Annotated in this window: 18 protein-coding genes; 14 read left to right on the top strand and 4 right to left on the bottom strand. The window is 41.1% G+C overall.

All coding sequences use genetic code 11. The annotated features are described in order from the left end of the window. Positions 1-186 precede the first annotated feature (186 nt). Positions 187-2,802, top strand: a complete 2,616-nt coding sequence (ppsA, locus tag JNUCC41_RS03620) for a phosphoenolpyruvate synthase (protein WP_192206419.1) — start codon at positions 187-189, stop codon at positions 2,800-2,802. Between the two features lie 376 nt (positions 2,803-3,178). On the opposite strand, the gene blaOXA is transcribed toward ppsA, so the two are convergent. Further along, on the bottom strand, positions 3,179-3,964 hold the full coding sequence (blaOXA, locus tag JNUCC41_RS03615) for a class D beta-lactamase (protein WP_192206418.1): 786 nt from the start codon (positions 3,962-3,964) through the stop codon (positions 3,179-3,181). A gap of 206 nt (positions 3,965-4,170) precedes the next feature. On the opposite strand from blaOXA, the gene JNUCC41_RS03610 reads away from it, so the two are divergent. Beyond that, complete coding sequence (locus JNUCC41_RS03610) at positions 4,171-4,815, top strand: alpha/beta hydrolase (protein WP_192206417.1); 645 nt, start codon at positions 4,171-4,173, stop codon at positions 4,813-4,815. 62 nt (positions 4,816-4,877) lie between these two features. Here JNUCC41_RS03610 and JNUCC41_RS03605 read toward each other — a convergent pair whose 3' ends face one another. Continuing rightward, positions 4,878-5,000, bottom strand: coding sequence for a TetR-like C-terminal domain-containing protein (locus JNUCC41_RS03605; RefSeq protein ID WP_286182410.1), 123 nt, complete (start codon positions 4,998-5,000; stop codon positions 4,878-4,880). Between the two features lie 298 nt (positions 5,001-5,298). Between JNUCC41_RS03605 and JNUCC41_RS03600 the strand changes: the two genes are divergently transcribed. From JNUCC41_RS03600 to JNUCC41_RS03585, 4 genes are all read left to right on the top strand, one after another. Continuing rightward, positions 5,299-5,688, top strand: coding sequence for an iron chaperone (locus JNUCC41_RS03600; RefSeq protein ID WP_192206416.1), 390 nt, complete (start codon positions 5,299-5,301; stop codon positions 5,686-5,688). A gap of 69 nt (positions 5,689-5,757) precedes the next feature. Beyond that, on the top strand, positions 5,758-6,249 hold the full coding sequence (locus JNUCC41_RS03595; RefSeq protein ID WP_192206415.1) for a PTS sugar transporter subunit IIA: 492 nt from the start codon (positions 5,758-5,760) through the stop codon (positions 6,247-6,249). Positions 6,250-6,353: 104 nt separating this feature from the next. Then, positions 6,354-6,770, top strand: coding sequence for a VOC family protein (locus JNUCC41_RS03590; protein ID WP_192206414.1), 417 nt, complete (start codon positions 6,354-6,356; stop codon positions 6,768-6,770). A 158-nt stretch (positions 6,771-6,928) separates the two neighbouring features. Then, the gene (locus tag JNUCC41_RS03585; protein WP_192206413.1) at positions 6,929-7,945 is read left to right on the top strand and encodes a LacI family DNA-binding transcriptional regulator; all 1,017 of its coding nucleotides are present in this window, start codon (positions 6,929-6,931) and stop codon (positions 7,943-7,945) included. A gap of 53 nt (positions 7,946-7,998) precedes the next feature. On the opposite strand, the gene JNUCC41_RS03580 is transcribed toward JNUCC41_RS03585, so the two are convergent. Next, positions 7,999-8,514 carry a GNAT family N-acetyltransferase gene (locus JNUCC41_RS03580; RefSeq protein ID WP_192206412.1) on the bottom strand — a complete coding sequence of 172 codons (516 nt, stop codon included), beginning with the start codon at positions 8,512-8,514 and terminating at the stop codon, positions 7,999-8,001. Positions 8,515-8,554: 40 nt separating this feature from the next. After that, positions 8,555-9,334, bottom strand: coding sequence for a VOC family protein (locus tag JNUCC41_RS03575; RefSeq protein ID WP_192206411.1), 780 nt, complete (start codon positions 9,332-9,334; stop codon positions 8,555-8,557). A 152-nt stretch (positions 9,335-9,486) separates the two neighbouring features. Here JNUCC41_RS03575 and JNUCC41_RS03570 point away from each other — a divergent pair, with 152 nt between their 5' ends. From JNUCC41_RS03570 to JNUCC41_RS03535, 8 genes are all read left to right on the top strand, one after another. Continuing rightward, positions 9,487-9,756, top strand: coding sequence for a hypothetical protein (locus tag JNUCC41_RS03570; RefSeq protein ID WP_192206410.1), 270 nt, complete (start codon positions 9,487-9,489; stop codon positions 9,754-9,756). A 347-nt stretch (positions 9,757-10,103) separates the two neighbouring features. Continuing rightward, complete coding sequence (locus tag JNUCC41_RS03565; protein ID WP_192206409.1) at positions 10,104-10,970, top strand: amidohydrolase family protein; 867 nt, start codon at positions 10,104-10,106, stop codon at positions 10,968-10,970. After that, the gene (locus JNUCC41_RS03560) at positions 10,951-11,280 is read left to right on the top strand and encodes a UxaA family hydrolase (protein WP_192206408.1); all 330 of its coding nucleotides are present in this window, start codon (positions 10,951-10,953) and stop codon (positions 11,278-11,280) included. The genes JNUCC41_RS03565 and JNUCC41_RS03560 overlap by 20 nt, the downstream gene beginning before the upstream one ends. Further along, on the top strand, positions 11,277-12,440 hold the full coding sequence (locus JNUCC41_RS03555) for a UxaA family hydrolase (protein WP_192206407.1): 1,164 nt from the start codon (positions 11,277-11,279) through the stop codon (positions 12,438-12,440). The genes JNUCC41_RS03560 and JNUCC41_RS03555 overlap by 4 nt, the downstream gene beginning before the upstream one ends. A 30-nt stretch (positions 12,441-12,470) precedes the next feature. After that, complete coding sequence (locus JNUCC41_RS03550; RefSeq protein WP_192206406.1) at positions 12,471-13,286, top strand: SDR family NAD(P)-dependent oxidoreductase; 816 nt, start codon at positions 12,471-12,473, stop codon at positions 13,284-13,286. Then, the gene (locus JNUCC41_RS03545; protein ID WP_192206405.1) at positions 13,283-14,056 is read left to right on the top strand and encodes an SDR family NAD(P)-dependent oxidoreductase; all 774 of its coding nucleotides are present in this window, start codon (positions 13,283-13,285) and stop codon (positions 14,054-14,056) included. Before JNUCC41_RS03550 ends, JNUCC41_RS03545 begins: the two co-directional genes overlap by 4 nt. Positions 14,057-14,071: 15 nt before the next feature. After that, the gene (locus JNUCC41_RS03540; protein ID WP_192206404.1) at positions 14,072-14,986 is read left to right on the top strand and encodes a fumarylacetoacetate hydrolase family protein; all 915 of its coding nucleotides are present in this window, start codon (positions 14,072-14,074) and stop codon (positions 14,984-14,986) included. Then, positions 14,979-15,404: an RbsD/FucU family protein gene (locus JNUCC41_RS03535; RefSeq protein ID WP_192206403.1), complete on the top strand. Its 426-nt coding sequence runs from the start codon at positions 14,979-14,981 to the stop codon at positions 15,402-15,404. The genes JNUCC41_RS03540 and JNUCC41_RS03535 overlap by 8 nt, the downstream gene beginning before the upstream one ends. Positions 15,405-15,422: the final 18 nt, after the last annotated feature.

Here is a 15,422-nt window from a genome sequence, read left to right as displayed (position 1 = left end):
TGTATAAATTATCCCTATTTTAATTATACTCCACAAAGTCCTTTTCAGTCAACCCCTATTTTTATTTTTTTAAGGAGTGTTTGATGAATATGGAACTTCACCAGGAGCATGAAAGAATGTGCCGCGCAATTGGTTGATCAGAGAATGATTTGTCTTGGTATTGAGCGATAAATGGGAGGGAAAGAAATGAAACCATATGTATTAGAGTTTCGGGAGATCGATAAAACGCAACTTTTACTCGCCGGAGGAAAAGGAGCGAATTTAGGGGAACTATCGAAGATTCAGGGAATACAAGTGCCAGAAGGATTTTGTGTTACGACAGAAGGTTATCAAAAAGCCCTTGAACAAAACGAGGCCTTCTGCGCATTGGTGGATCAACTAACACGGCTAAAAGTAGAGGATCGAGATCGAATTGGCGAGATCAGCAGAAAGATTCGGAAAATCATCATGGAAGTAGAAATTCCTTCCGATGTAGTGAAGGCTGTTGTTCACCATCTCTCCCTGTTTGGTGATGAACATGCTTATGCAGTGCGCTCTAGTGCTACTGCCGAGGATTTGCCGCATGCCTCTTTTGCTGGTCAACAAGACACGTATTTAAATATCATCGGCGTCGATGCCATCATGCAGCATATCAGCAAATGTTGGGCTTCCCTGTTTACGGATCGCGCGGTAATTTACCGTATGCAAAATGGATTTGACCACAGTCAAGTTTATTTATCCGTTATCGTTCAAAGGATGGTCTTCCCACAGGCTTCAGGGATTTTATTTACCGCTGATCCGATTACTTCTAACCGAAAGCTGCTATCGATCGATGCGAGTTTTGGACTTGGAGAAGCATTGGTCTCTGGTTTGGTCACTGCCGATAACTATAAAGTGCAAGAAGAGAAAATCGTCAATAAGAGGATAGCAATCAAAAAATTGGCTATCCATGCACTAAAAGAAGGCGGAACAGAGACCCAGCAGATCGATCCCGATCGGCAAAAGATTCAAACACTTACTGAACAACAAATATTACAACTAGCACGCACAGGAAGACAGATCGAAGCTTACTTTGGCTGCCCGCAAGATATCGAATGGTGTTTGGTTGACGATACATTTTATATTGTCCAGAGCCGGCCAATCACTACTTTGCATCCCATTCCAGAAGCAAATGATCAGGAGAATCACGTGTATATATCTGTTGGTCACCAACAAATGATGACCGATTCCATGAAACCGCTGGGCTTGTCCTTTTTCCTGTTAACGACTAATGCACCCATGCGTAAAGCTGGTGGAAGGTTATTTGTTGATGTCACACATATGCTGGCTTCACCTGACAGCAGAAAAATGTTATTAGATGGCATGGGACAGCACGATCCGCTCATGAAAGCCGCACTCATTACCATAATAGAGCGAGGAGATTTCATAAAATCTTTACCAAATGATAAGGAAGGGCAGGGTTCCGGTAAAAGCAATAAAAGTGTGTCGTCTGCGGATTCTAGGGCACAAATCGAAAACGACCCGACAATCGTTTCTGATTTGATTAAGAGCAGTCAAACATCGATAGAAGAATTAAAACAAAACATCCAAACGAAATCAGGATCGGATTTACTTGATTTTATTCTGGAAGATATCCAGATATTAAAGAAGATTTTATTTGACCCACAAAGTACAGCTGTGTTTATGGCTGCTATGGATGCTTCATCATGGATCAATGAAAAAATGAACAAGTGGTTAGGTGAAAAAAACGCAGCAAATACGCTTTCTCAATCTGTACCAAACAATATTACTTCGGAAATGGGTCTGGCGCTATTGGATATCGCAGATGTGATTCGTCCTTATCCAGAAGTAATTGATTATTTACAACATGTAAAAGATGATAACTTTTTGGATGAACTGGTTAAGTTTGATGGTGGACAGGAAACCCAAGACGCTATCCATGATTATCTCCGCAAATACGGAATGCGATGTACCGGAGAAATCGATATTACTAAAACTCGTTGGAGCGAAAAACCATCTACACTCATCCCAATGATTCTCAACAATATCAAAAACTTTGAGCCTAATGCCAGCAATCGGAAATTTGAGCAAGGGCAACAGGAAGCTTTGAAAAAAGAACAAGAGTTATTAGATCGATTGAAGCAATTACCGGATGGTGAACAAAAAGCCAAGGAAACAAAACGAATGATCAGCTTAATCCGGAATTTCATCGGTTATCGGGAATATCCAAAATACGGCATGGTTAATCGCTACTTCGTTTATAAGCAGGCTTTACTGAAAGAAGCCGAACAACTCTTACAAGCCAAAGTCATTCGTGAAAAAGAAGATATATACTACCTCACTTTTGAAGAACTTCACGAAGTCGTACGCACAAATCAATTGGATTACCAGATCATCAGCAAACGTAAAGAAGAGTACAGATTATATGAAAAACTAACTCCGCCACGTGTTATCACGTCTGATGGTGAAATCATTGTGGGTGAGTACAAACGAGAAAATCTCCCAGCCGAAGCTATTGTAGGTCTCCCTGTTTCTTCCGGAGTTATTGAGGGAAGGGCACGTGTCATCTTAAACATGGAAGATGCGGATTTAGAAGAGGGAGATATATTGGTCACCCCATTTACCGACCCTAGCTGGACACCATTGTTTGTTTCCATAAAAGGCCTAGTTACCGAGGTTGGTGGACTGATGACTCATGGAGCAGTTATAGCGCGTGAATATGGCTTACCGGCGGTTGTCGGGGTGGAAAATGCCACCAAGATCATAAGAGACGGTCAACGAATCCGCGTGCATGGAACAGAAGGGTATATCGAAATAATATAATTCATTACATGTAAATCATAAAAGAAGAGCTTTCGCTTTCATGTAGTAACCAAAGCCCCATTTCCCGCCTGCAACACCGGGAAATGGGGCTTTTTTATATTTCGATTTTAATAACGTCGTAAATGCGCAGTTATCTATTCAAGTGAAGCTATTTCAGCTTGTTCGAATCTCTTGGAGGGGAACTGTCCTGGAAAAATTTGTTTCCATTTACTCGCGGTAGCCTCTGGTGTTGGGCGCACTCTCTCAGCAAGTCACAAAGCCTGCGTTGGAACGTAGGGTACTCGCTTTCCCCGCAGGAGTCTCGTACCTTCCGTTCCAATCTACTTTTTAGATATCTTTAAGACAAAGCCCAAGAATCTAGAGCATGCGTGAACTGTTATTCCTTTATGATATCCAACTCTTTCAAGGCATCAAGTGTAATCGTTTTGGCTTTGCTTCCGCTGCCGTCCATGTTCGTTGCGAAGGCCCATTTGCCTTTGTCCGTTTCGATGTAACCCACATACCAGCCCAATCCCATATCAGAAAGGCGTGTACCGGTTTTTCCATGGAGGACATATGAGTCTGCTTCTTCATTGATCATGATTCTCTTTACGGTTCTCATATGCTGCTTATCGATAGGCAGTTTTTCCTCTACAAGGTTTTCGATGAATTGGACTTGTTCCCGGGCAGAAATCTTTATGCTGCTGTCGAGCCAGAACTGATCGATACCACCGGAGATATCACGATTGCCGTAATTGATCAGGTTCACATATTTCTGCATGTTTTCCGCCCCGATATCGCGGGCCATTGCTTGATAATACCAGATCACGGAATGCCTCATGGCTGAAGCCAGCGTATGATCTCTGTTCCAATCCTCAAATTCCCTGATTACGCCATCCCAGCGCTTCACTTCATACTCATCGCTCACCGCTTTTGTCTGTAGACCGATTAATGCATTCGCGACTTTGAATGTCGATTCCGGGGTGTAGCGTACTTTACTTCTCTGTTTGTTATAGATATATACTTTATCATTTTTAAGGTTTTGGAGAACCATCGTGCCTTCCGCACCATCGAAAGACTCCCCGATATCCAGTTCTTTCACCTCGTTTGCACTTGCTTGAATCGTACCCATGGAACCAGTGACTAGCAGGACAAGAATGAAACATAACGATTTGATTTTCATTACACACTCTCCTTTAAGGCTGGATTGATACATCATCAGAATAATTTCCATAAAATAGGTTGGTAGCTAAAGTATACCTATTCCCGATAAAAAACGAAACCCAATTCTTGGATTCTATCTAGTTAGCATCAGTCAAGGAGGAATGCAGCGGGTGGCTAATGAATGTATAGAGCAAATGCCAGAATGGATAAAGGGAGGAATTTATCATGAAGATTAACCAAAGAAAAGTAAATAGTAATGAAAAAGAAATTTCATACACATATATTGAAAACGGAAGTCCAGCCGTGTGTTTTATGTTTTCAGGTGCGGGATACACGTATGAGAAGCCGTTATTCTATTATTCGACGATGGTGATGCTTCAAAATCAGTATGATGTCGTGCATATTCATTACGCTTACGACCAGGATATTTTCAAGCATCCATTGGTAGATATAACAAAAGTGATCGTTAATGATATAAATCCCGTCATTACAGAAATACTTCAAAACCATGAATATCAAGGAACAGTGTTTTTAGGTAAATCACTTGGCACCATCCCCATCATCAGCGGAATTATGAAAAGTGAGCGGTTTATGAAAGCCAAAATGATTTTGCTTACGCCCCTATTGAAGTTCGATTCGATTTTTGATGGATTATTGAGCAGCAATCATTCAGCACATATAGTTATAGGAGAAAAAGATCATCATTATATTCCAGATAAAATCCAAGCGATTGAAAATAAAACGAACATAAGCATCGATAAAATCCCGCATGCAAACCATTCCTTGGATATGGAACCTTTGAATGTCTCGAGGTCGATTACCGTGCTAGAAGGTGTAATGAATAGAATGGAAGAGTTTATAAAAGGATAGGACAATCGCGATTAAAAGGGGAAGGCAAGGAAAAAAAGAAAATCAATGAAGTTATGTGGGGGTCATCGGTCTTTTAGATAGAATTTCGGCGTGTGAAAATTCAATATTTGGATAAGCTGGTCGCCCATATACGCAGGTGATTGTTTGAAATCATTGTCAATCCATTCTATTATCAATCCAATGATGCCGTTACAAAAAATCCAAAACCCCTGAATTCACTCGAATTCGGGGGTTTTGTCATTCAAATGCCCAATGTCTATCTAAGCATCCGTCTCGTTAATTGCGCCTCCCAGCTTTTATTGATAGTATCCAACTATCTTTTTGATCTCCAATCATATGATTTGTACTAGGGAAAACTGGCGGAATTAGCCGCGAGTGCCCATATTCCTTTCCCTTAAAGGTAACGGAACATGATAGTGGAAGGATAAAATGTTATATTAAAGGTATTGATGACTAATCATTTGGTTTTAGAAAGGAGAAACCATGGAAGGAACCAATACATTTCATTCAATTGATGAATATATTATACAATTTCCCGAAGAAGTTCAGGAGATACTGCTAACGTTGAGAAAAGTCATAAAGGATGCAGCACCGGATGCGGAAGAAAAGATAAGCTATCAAATGCCTACCTTTGTTTTATATGGAAATCTGGTACATTTCGCTGCCTATAAAAAACATATAGGATTCTATCCGACTCCTAGCGCGATTTCTGCGTTTGAATCTGCTCTAACGGAATATAAATGTTCAAAAGGGGCCGTTCAGTTTCCGCTAAACAAGCCAATTCCTTATGAATTAATAACCGAGATGGTTATATATAGAGTGGAAGAGAACAAAAAGAAAAAAGCAGAAGGCAAATCAAAAAAGAAAAAATAATATGAATGATTATCAGAATTCGTCAAATATTCGTGAGATTCAAGACCGAAAGAGAAGGGTGGAAATAGTATGTTCAAAAAATTATTCAGTAAAAAAGAAAGTGTGGAACAGCTGCTTGCTCCTATTAATGGACAAGTAATAAATATTGAAGATGTTCCAGATCCGGTGTTTTCCGGTAAAATGATGGGGGACGGAATAGCGATACTTCCTGAGGAGGGGTTGGTCGTATCTCCAATCGATGCAGAAGTAATCCAAGTTTTTCATACTAAACATGCACTTGGCCTCCGCACAAAGCTTGGCATTGAATTGTTGATTCATATTGGATTGGAAACAGTTAACCTTAATGGTGAGGGATTTGAAGTCCACGTCGCAGAAGGGCAAAATGTAAAAGCAGGAGACAAGCTTGTTACATTTGATATCAATCTGATAAAATCCAAAGCTCCAAGCATCGTAACTCCAATTGTTGTCACGAATGGCGAGCTAGTTGAAAAATTGGAAAAAACAAAAAGCACCCAAGCGAATATAAACGAAACACAGATTATGAGTGTTTATTTGAAGTAGGAAGATTTTATGGTGATCTCTCCTTTTATGCTGCAAGCAGGATAATCGAAAAATGCAGCGAATAGTAGGTGAGTGAACAAATAAATCAAGCGAGGGTGAATTGGATGGGAGTTCAAGCGGAAAAGATTTTTGTAAACTTGCCTGTTAAAGATTTGGATGCCTCAGTAGAATTTTTCACAAAGGTCGGCTTTGAGTTTAACGAGCAAATGACCAATGAAAATGCAACATGCATGGTTATCAGCGAGTCCATATATGTCATGTTATTGGTGGAAGATTACTTTAAAACGTTTACGAAGAAGGAAATCCCGAATTCAGCAGCGAGTACGGAAGCCATCGTCGCCCTGTCCGTTAAAAGTAAGGAAGAAGTCGATGAAATCGTGAATAGGGCACTGGATGCTGGCGGAAAGCCTTTCAATGAAGCCATTGATCATGGTTTCATGTACGGTTGGAGTTTTTTGGATATCGACGGGCATTCTTGGGAAGTATTTTACATGGACGAAAGCGGATTTAATCAAAATTAAATTAAATGCAAGACACAGTCCTTTCCGAAGGACTGTGTCTTTTTTTTGAATCTCCTTGCCGTATCCGGGTCAGCAGGATCTTCTAAGTGCTAAAGTATAAAATAACCATTTATACTTATGATACAATATAAGGGATAATGTAAAGGCGGGTACAAAAAGTGACGACAATTTACGATATTGCGAAAAAAGCGAATGTATCAACGATGACTGTATCGAGAGTCATTAATAATAAAGGGAATATCAGTGAAAAGACAAGGGAAAAAGTTGAAGCGGTCATTAAAGAGCTTAACTATATCCCGAATTCCGCTGCCCAAAGTTTGAATATTAAAAGAACGAAGCTGCTTTCATTAATCATAACCGATATCACGAACCCCTTTTTCACCCAGGTGGCGAGAGGGGCAGCGGATAAAGCCAATCAAATGGGATATCAGCTCATTTTATGCAATACCGATGAGGATTACGAAAAAGAGAGTGAATATATCGATGCATTGATTTCAAAACGGGTGGATGGCGTAATCATTGCACCAACAGGCGATCAATCGATGAAAAATTTAAAGAAATTAATTAAAAACAGGGTTCCATTTACATTGATAGATAGGCAAATTCAAGATGTTTCTTGTGATCGGGTACTTGGTGATAACTATGAAGGAACGAAAAAGCTTCTTCAGCATCTCATCGATTTTGGACACGAACGAATCGCTATGGTTCATGGTCCGCTAACGATCTCCACTTCGAAAGAGCGTTATCAGGCCTATATTGAAACGCTGAAAATAAATGATTTGACCATCGATCACTCTTTCGTCATAGAGACTCATTACAAACAGGAAAAGCAATGGAACGGCATTGACGGATTGATGAATGTCCCGCCCTCTGAGCGGCCAACGGCGATTTTTGCCGCCAACAATTTCATTGCCATCAAAATTATAAAAAGTTTACGAGAAAAACAGATTAAAGTGCCTGAAGACATTGCCGTCGTTTGCTTTGACGACTTAGAATTATTCTCGGACTTCGATCCTTTTTTAACCGTATCATCACAGCCTGCTTACGATTTCGGATATCTAGGAACACAATTAGTGATCGAGCGAGTGGATGAAGTCGGTCCTGCCGACTATCGGACGATCAATTTAAAGCCTGAATTGGTAATCAGGAAATCATCTGGAGCTCCTATTAAATAATAGGAGTTTTTGGTTTTCCAAAGAAAAAGTGGCCTCTCCCGGTAGCATGCCGCTCATAACAATACTGGGCTAATATCCTTCCACTCATAAACCAATAGATTCAATTCAGCGCCAGCCATTTTGATTTTTTCGTTTTTAAGCAATTCAGCACCAAATGCCTCATAGAAGTATCGAGATTTATTATCTTCAAGCACCTCAACAAAAATTGTCTTAAATCCCAGTTCGTCGAATTTAAAGAATAATTCTTTGATGAGTTCCTTACCTATCCCCATTCTTTGAAAATTTTCGAGGATATAAATTGAAGTTAAATCACCAGAATCCTTAACTATATTTTTTTCCCTTTTCCCGCCACTTATAAATCCAACTATTTTCCCCTCGTTATTTTCAGCAACATAAACATAATTTCCATCACTGGATATATTCTTTTTCCATAATTCTTTCCTTTGCCCATAAGACAGATTATCTAAAAAATCACTCGGCATTATATCTTTATAAGTGGTTCTCCAGCAATCCACATGGACTATAGCTATTCCTTCGGCATCCGCCATCGTTGCCTCTCTTATTGGCATATTGGTTTCTCCTTTTTTAGATTAAATGAGAAACAACGGTTCAAATAGGTAAATTCAGATTTTTCACCATTGATGCACTGAATTCAGGGGTATGTTCAATATAAAAAGAATAACTATCCTTAGATAGAAATAGTTTCTTGGAGCCATCTGAAAAAGTGTGATCCAATTGTTTTGATAGGTCATTAATAAAACGATTATTGGGTGTACCGAATGTCACCGCCATCTTTGGCGGTGAGGCCTTCATAGCAATAGGAATCCAAGGCCTTAGTTTTGAAACCACTATTGCATGTGCTGTTCCGCTAATGACGAAATTAAATATATCTTGATCTTTTTCCGTTTTCATACCAAAGTGACTTTTCAGCCACTCTCGTAAGTTTGGTACAGAATCAACAGGGAAGCCAATCTCTCTTAAATAAAGTATTTGTAACATACCGGATGCCTTCAGTTCATCCTCATTCACATAATCATGGGCAATAATCTCGAGAAGATTACTATCTCCATCACGAAAATATAAATTTTTTCTACCGTTCGTTTCGTCCATATACTGACCCTGTTCTTGGCTTAGGACCAATAATCCGGATTGTTGCACAAATGCTGTTACTTCATCAAAATGAGAATAGGGGACTTGAAAAGCAAAGTGTGCTGGAGAAATGGGTTCAAACGCTTCTTTAAAACTTAACGTCGTAAAGGGCGTAAGCTGAAACTGAATAAAGTCTTTAGATTCAAATAGAATGGGAAACTGCAGGCGTTTAGCATAGCATTGCTTTGCACCTTCTATAGATACTGTCAGTAATTCTAAATCCGCGAAATGAGTAATCAAAAATATCCCCCCTTAAACTTCTAGTTTGCTATACTTCCTATTTTTTACTAAAATTATCCATTTAGCAAGCAATACACCGATAGCTTAATTGTTAATAATTAACTATTTGTGATACTATTGCCTGTAGTTTGTTTTTGCGGGAGAGGTATTAGATGAAGCGGATATTCCGTAGTAAAGTATTTTATTTATTAATCTTCTTGGTTACATTTGGGATTGTGCTAGTTTTTAATAATGATAAAGAACCGACTGAGAAATTAACTGAAGATGAATTTTTTACAACTTTAGAGGATGGGAAAGTGGCATTTTTAAAGGTGGAGCTACAAAATAGTGTTTATGAAATAAGAGGCCGGTTGGCAGGGTATGAAAAGGATCAATACTTATCGCATCTGTACCGGATAGTGAAATTTGGCAAGATAGAATGAATCACGCCATAAGGGAAAATGATATAGAAAAAATTGAGTTTACGCCAGAAACCAAAGAGCCAAGTGGATGGGTCACCTTTTTTACAACGACCATTCCTTTCGTAGTCATTTTCATCCTGTTTTTTGTTAGTTTAATATTTCTATTTGTCATAAAAAGAATGAAACATTCTAAATGATTAAAAACTCGCCGTTCCAATTGGGAATGGCGAGTTTTCTTATTAATAAGAGTTGAAAATGGTAATTCCATTTGGATAGTTTAAGAGATTTCACTTAATTTATTGACAATTTAAAATATTGCTGTTATTTTAATGTTACCGGTAACATAAAGATAACAAGAGGAGGTCAGCATGATGATTGATGCACATCAGCATTTTTGGAGAATTGACCGAGGTGATTACTCTTGGCTTACAAATGATATGGGAGTCCTATATCGGGATTATCTTCCCGACGATTTATCACCATTAATACATAAGAATGATATTTCGGGGACGGTCCTGGTACAAGCGGCTCCAACCTATGAAGAGACTATATTTCTATTATCCTTGTATGACCGCCATGACTGGATATATGGCGTGGTGGGCTGGCTTGACTTATCTGCTCCATCCTTCCCGGAGCAATTGGATTCATTGATGAAACGACCGGGAATTGTTGGTTTACGCCCTATGTTGCAGGATCTGGAAGACAGTGCTTGGATTTTACAAGAACAAGTGGTGGAAAATCTGAAACAGCTAATTCGATATGATCTTCCGCTGGATTTGTTGATTAATCATAAACATATTTCATCTGTTTTAACATTAATGAAAACGCTTCCTGACCTAAAGGCCGTCATCGACCATATGGCTAAACCGAATATATCAGCAGGGGAATTAAACAAATGGCAAGAAGAAATGAATGCTTTGTCACAGTTTCCGAACATTTGGTGCAAACTGTCGGGTTTATTGACCCAAGCGGATCCTGCAATGTGGAAGGTGGATGACTTTACGCCATACATACAACATATTGTTCGGGCGTTTGGGCCGGACCGTTTACTTTTCGGCAGCGATTGGCCTGTATGTTTATCAGCTGGGAGCTATGAAGAGGCAGTGGCGGTCATAAAATGGAATTTACCGGAAACTTTAACACTAGCTGAAGTGGATGGGATATTTTCTGGAAATGCAAAAGCCTTTTACAAGCTAAAAGAAAGGGGAGAGGAAAATGGGCAAGTTAGTTTATGAACAGGACATTACAAGCATCGTCATGTCTCATCAGGATAATGTTGCGACATCATTAAAAGATGTAGAAGAAGGGGAAACATTACTCTATGTCATCAATGGTCAAAAAGAGGCAGTGGAAGCAAAGCGTTCGATTCCATTTGGGCATAAAATCGCAATCAAACCGATTCAGCGATCGGCGGCCGTCATCAAATATGGAGAAGTGATCGGTGCAGCCACGATGGATATCGAGCCTGGTGAACATGTCCATGTACATAATATTGAGGGAATCAGAGGAAGAGGAGATAAGGCGGAAGGGGAGCAAAAACAATGAGCATGATAAAAGGGTATCGCCGTTCAAATGGAAAATTTGGAATCCGTAATCATCTATTGATCATTCCTACCGTCATTTGCGCCAATCATGTGGCCAACAGAATCCAGCAAGCTGTACCGGAATCAGTGGCCATTCCGCATCAGCATGGATGCAGCCAGATTGGTGATGATAAAGAACGTACACATAAACTACTTGGCGGAATGGGGAAAAACCCGAACGTTGGAGCGGTCCTATTAATCAGCTTGGGCTGTGAGGTGATTGATGCCAAAGTATTGAAACAGGAAATTGAAGAAGAAACGGGAAAACCAGTGGAATGGCTAGATATCCAAGATGCAGGCGGGACGATAAACGCGATTAAGAAGGGGACTGAAGTGGCGAAGGGGTTATTTCTGGAACTCGAAAAAGTGCCGCAAGTGGATGCCCCCATTTCAGAATTGATAGTAGGCGTGAAATGCGGCGGTTCCGATGCTACATCCGGATTGTGCAGCAATCCCGCTTTAGGGAAAACGGCTGATCTGCTCCTGAATAAGGGAGGTACGATCGTAATGGGTGAAACCACGGAAATCATCGGAGCTGAACATCTTGTTGCCCAAAAAGTAGTAAGTGAAGAAGTGGCCAATAAACTATATGCATATGTTGATAGATTCGAAAAAGAAGTGGAACGCATCGGGGCCGATATGCGCGGCGGAAACCCGAGCCCGGGCAACATTGAGGGAGGGCTCTCGACCATCGAGGAAAAATCGCTTGGCTGCATAAGTAAAGCAGGTACAGCCCCATTGAACGATGTCTTATCATTTGCGGAAGCACTCCCGGGTAATGGCTATTACTTCATGGATTCCCCGGGGAATGACATCGAGTGTGTTTCAGGCATGGCGGCAGCCGGTGTACATATGGTCTGCTTTACGACAGGAAGAGGGACACCGACAGGGAACCCGATCATCCCGGTCATCAAAATAACGGGAAATGAACATACGGCCATCAAGATGATCGATAACATCGATATGGATACAAGCCCTGTCATGAAAGGAAAAGAAACGACAGAGGAAGCGGGAAGTCGCATTTACGAAACGATCGTTAAAACGGCACAGGGTGAGCTGACAAAGGCGGAAATTCTAGGGCATCAGGAATTCAGCATCAGCCGGATCAGCATCAGTCTTTAAAAACGGATAGGAAAAGGGAGGAGAATTCATATGGGTAAATTGAATAATCGAACAGCACTTGTCACAGGAGGCAGCCGGGGAATCGGTGCAGCGATTGTCATGAGATTGGCTGAGGAAGGTGCCAATGTGGCTATCAACTATACATCACCAGGTTCATTTGAAAAAGCGAACGCTTTAAAAGAAAAAGTAGAATCCGAGTTTCATATCCAAGCGATCGTCGTGAAAGCGAACGTTGGGGTGAAGGAAGATGTCGATGCCATGATCGGTGAAGTGGAAAAAGAATTGGGAACAGTGGATATTTTAGTGAATAATGCTGGCATTGCCCCGTTTGAGCCTTTTTTGAGCCTTTCGGAAGAAACATGGGATGATACGTATCGGACCAATGTGAAATCGATCTTTTTGACGACGCAAAGAGTGGCGAAGAGAATGATTGAAAATAAATATGGCAAGATCATCAATATTACATCAACGGCTAGCGTCCTTGTCACGAGTCCGGTCATTCCCCATTATATTTCATCGAAAGCAGCTGCCTCTCATTTAACGAAGGCATTGGCGGTCGAGCTAGGAAAATACAATATCAATGTGAATGCTGTCGGCCCAAGCACCGTTGCGACGGATATGTGTGAGGAATATTTGGAAGATCCGCAAATTCTCGCAAAAGAGATTGAAGCCAATCCGATGAAAAGACTTGGGACGGAAAAGCAAATTGGTGATTCCGTCGTATTTTTGGCTTCCGATGAAGCCATGCAAATCAACGGGCATCTGTTAATGGTGGATGGCGGTTTAACGGTGAAAGCGGCGCAGCCTGAAGATCATATGAATCATGAACAGGAGGTAACGTCATGAGACTGCAAAATAAAATCGCTGTCATCACTGGCGGGGGAAGCGGGATCGGAAAGGAATCAGCCCGTTTATTCGCTAGTGAAGGCGCATTTGTCATCATTACCGATATTCATGCAGAAAATGGGCAGGGCACTGTTTCTGAAATAAAGGAAGCTGGCGGGAAAGCGGCATTTTATGAGGTGGATGTAACGAATCCGGAAGCGGTTCAATCTGCAATCTCCCAAATCATCGAAACCTATAAGAAAATTGATATATTGTTCAATAATGCCGGAATCTCGAATGTGGGCAGGGTGGACGAAGTGGAACCGGATGTGTGGGACCGAATCATGAGCGTGAATGTGAAGGGGGTATATCTGCCTTCTAAATACACGATTCCTTATATGATGGAACAAAAAAGCGGGGTCGTTATCAATATGTCATCATGTGCAGCGGAAATGGGTCTCGTGAAACGCGCCGCATACTCAGCAACGAAAGGCGCTGTACTTGCTTTGACGAAAGCGATGCAAGTGGATTATGCGCCTTATAATATTCGGGTGAACGCTTTATTGCCAGGTACGATCCTGACTCCGTTCGTCGAAGATTATTTAAAAACTTCATATGACGATCCTGAGGTTGCCATCGGCACGATCAAGAAAAGACAATTGAGCGGAGATTTGGGCAGGCCTGGTGATGTGGCAAAAGCGGCACTGTTCTTAGCTTCGGACGAGTCTGCGTTCATGATGGGATCCCCTTTATATATCGATGGCGGGGTTGTTTTTGGAAAAAATGCATAAAAGGAGGAAGAAACGATGAAATTGGCTACTTTTATAAAAGGTGAACAGCAAAAACTGGCTGTTCAAATTGAGGATCAGTTAATAGATATCGAAGAAACGGCGAAGAGGAATGAATGGAACCAAATCGTGTCGGATGTCATGGACGTGATAAATTTCAGCCAATCCGAACGGGACGAATTTGAAAGTAAGATCCATGAAGCTGTCAGAGAAGGAATGGCAGCTTCAATTGAAGAGAAAGGGCTCGAATTCGGTCCCAGTGTGACGAAACCGCATAAAATCATTTGCGTTGGATTGAATTACAAAAGACATGCGGATGAAACGAATGCACCATATCCTGAAGTGCCGATTTTATTTAACAAGTTTGATAATACATTAACGGGCCATGGATGTGAGATTGCCATTCCAAGCGTAACGAACGAGCTGGACTATGAAGTGGAACTCGGAATCGTGATCGGCAAAAAGACAAAAAACGTATCGGAAGAAGCGGCACTGTCCCATGTGTTCGGATATTGTACGGTCAACGATTTGTCGGCAAGAGATCTGCAAATGAGAACACAGCAATGGCTGCTTGGGAAGACGTGCGATGATTTCAGCCCTGTTGGACCTTACCTGGTAACAGCGGACGAAGTGGGAAATCCAAACGACCTGCAGTTGAAAACGTACGTAAATGATGAAATAAGGCAGAATTCCAATACATCCGATATGATTTTTTCATGCGCGGAAATCATCAGTTATATTTCCAAACATATGACATTGGAACCGGGCGATCTTATATTGACAGGTACACCTGAAGGAGTGGTATTGGGCTTGCCGGCCGAACAGCGTGTTTATATTCAGCCAGGGGATGTGGTCACCGTTGAAATCGAAAAACTGGGAGCACTCACGAACACATTCGTGGCTGAAAGCGAAGAGGCCATGACGAATGCTTAAAGGAATTCCGCCGATACTTTCTCCTGAATTGATGAAGATCATGATGGAGATGGGGCACGGTGATGAAATCGTACTTGCAGACGGAAATTATCCGGCTGCAAGTCATTCAAACCGGATCATCAACGGTCATGGACATGGCGTGGCCGACTTCCTGCAAGCGATATTGGCGTTTTTTCCACTCGATACGTATGTCACGCATCCGGTCATACTGATGAACCCTGTGGAAGGCGATGAAAAAAGCCCTGTTATCTGGAAGAGTTATGAAGATATAATAAAAAAATCGAACCATATCCCCATCAACATCGGAAAACTGGAACGAATGGACTTTTACGAACGAAGTAAAGCGGCCTATGCCATTATCGCAACAAGTGAACGGGCACAGTATGCGAATCTCATATTGAAAAAAGGTGTACTTTAATTTATCTAAAAGGAGTGA

The sequence above is a fragment of the Brevibacillus sp. JNUCC-41 genome, assembly GCF_014844095.1.
Classification (GTDB): Bacteria; Bacillota; Bacilli; order Bacillales; family DSM-1321; genus Peribacillus; species Peribacillus aracenensis.
The sequence above is the reverse complement of the archived record's forward strand: the minus strand, read 5'-3'. Positions and strand labels throughout refer to the sequence as shown.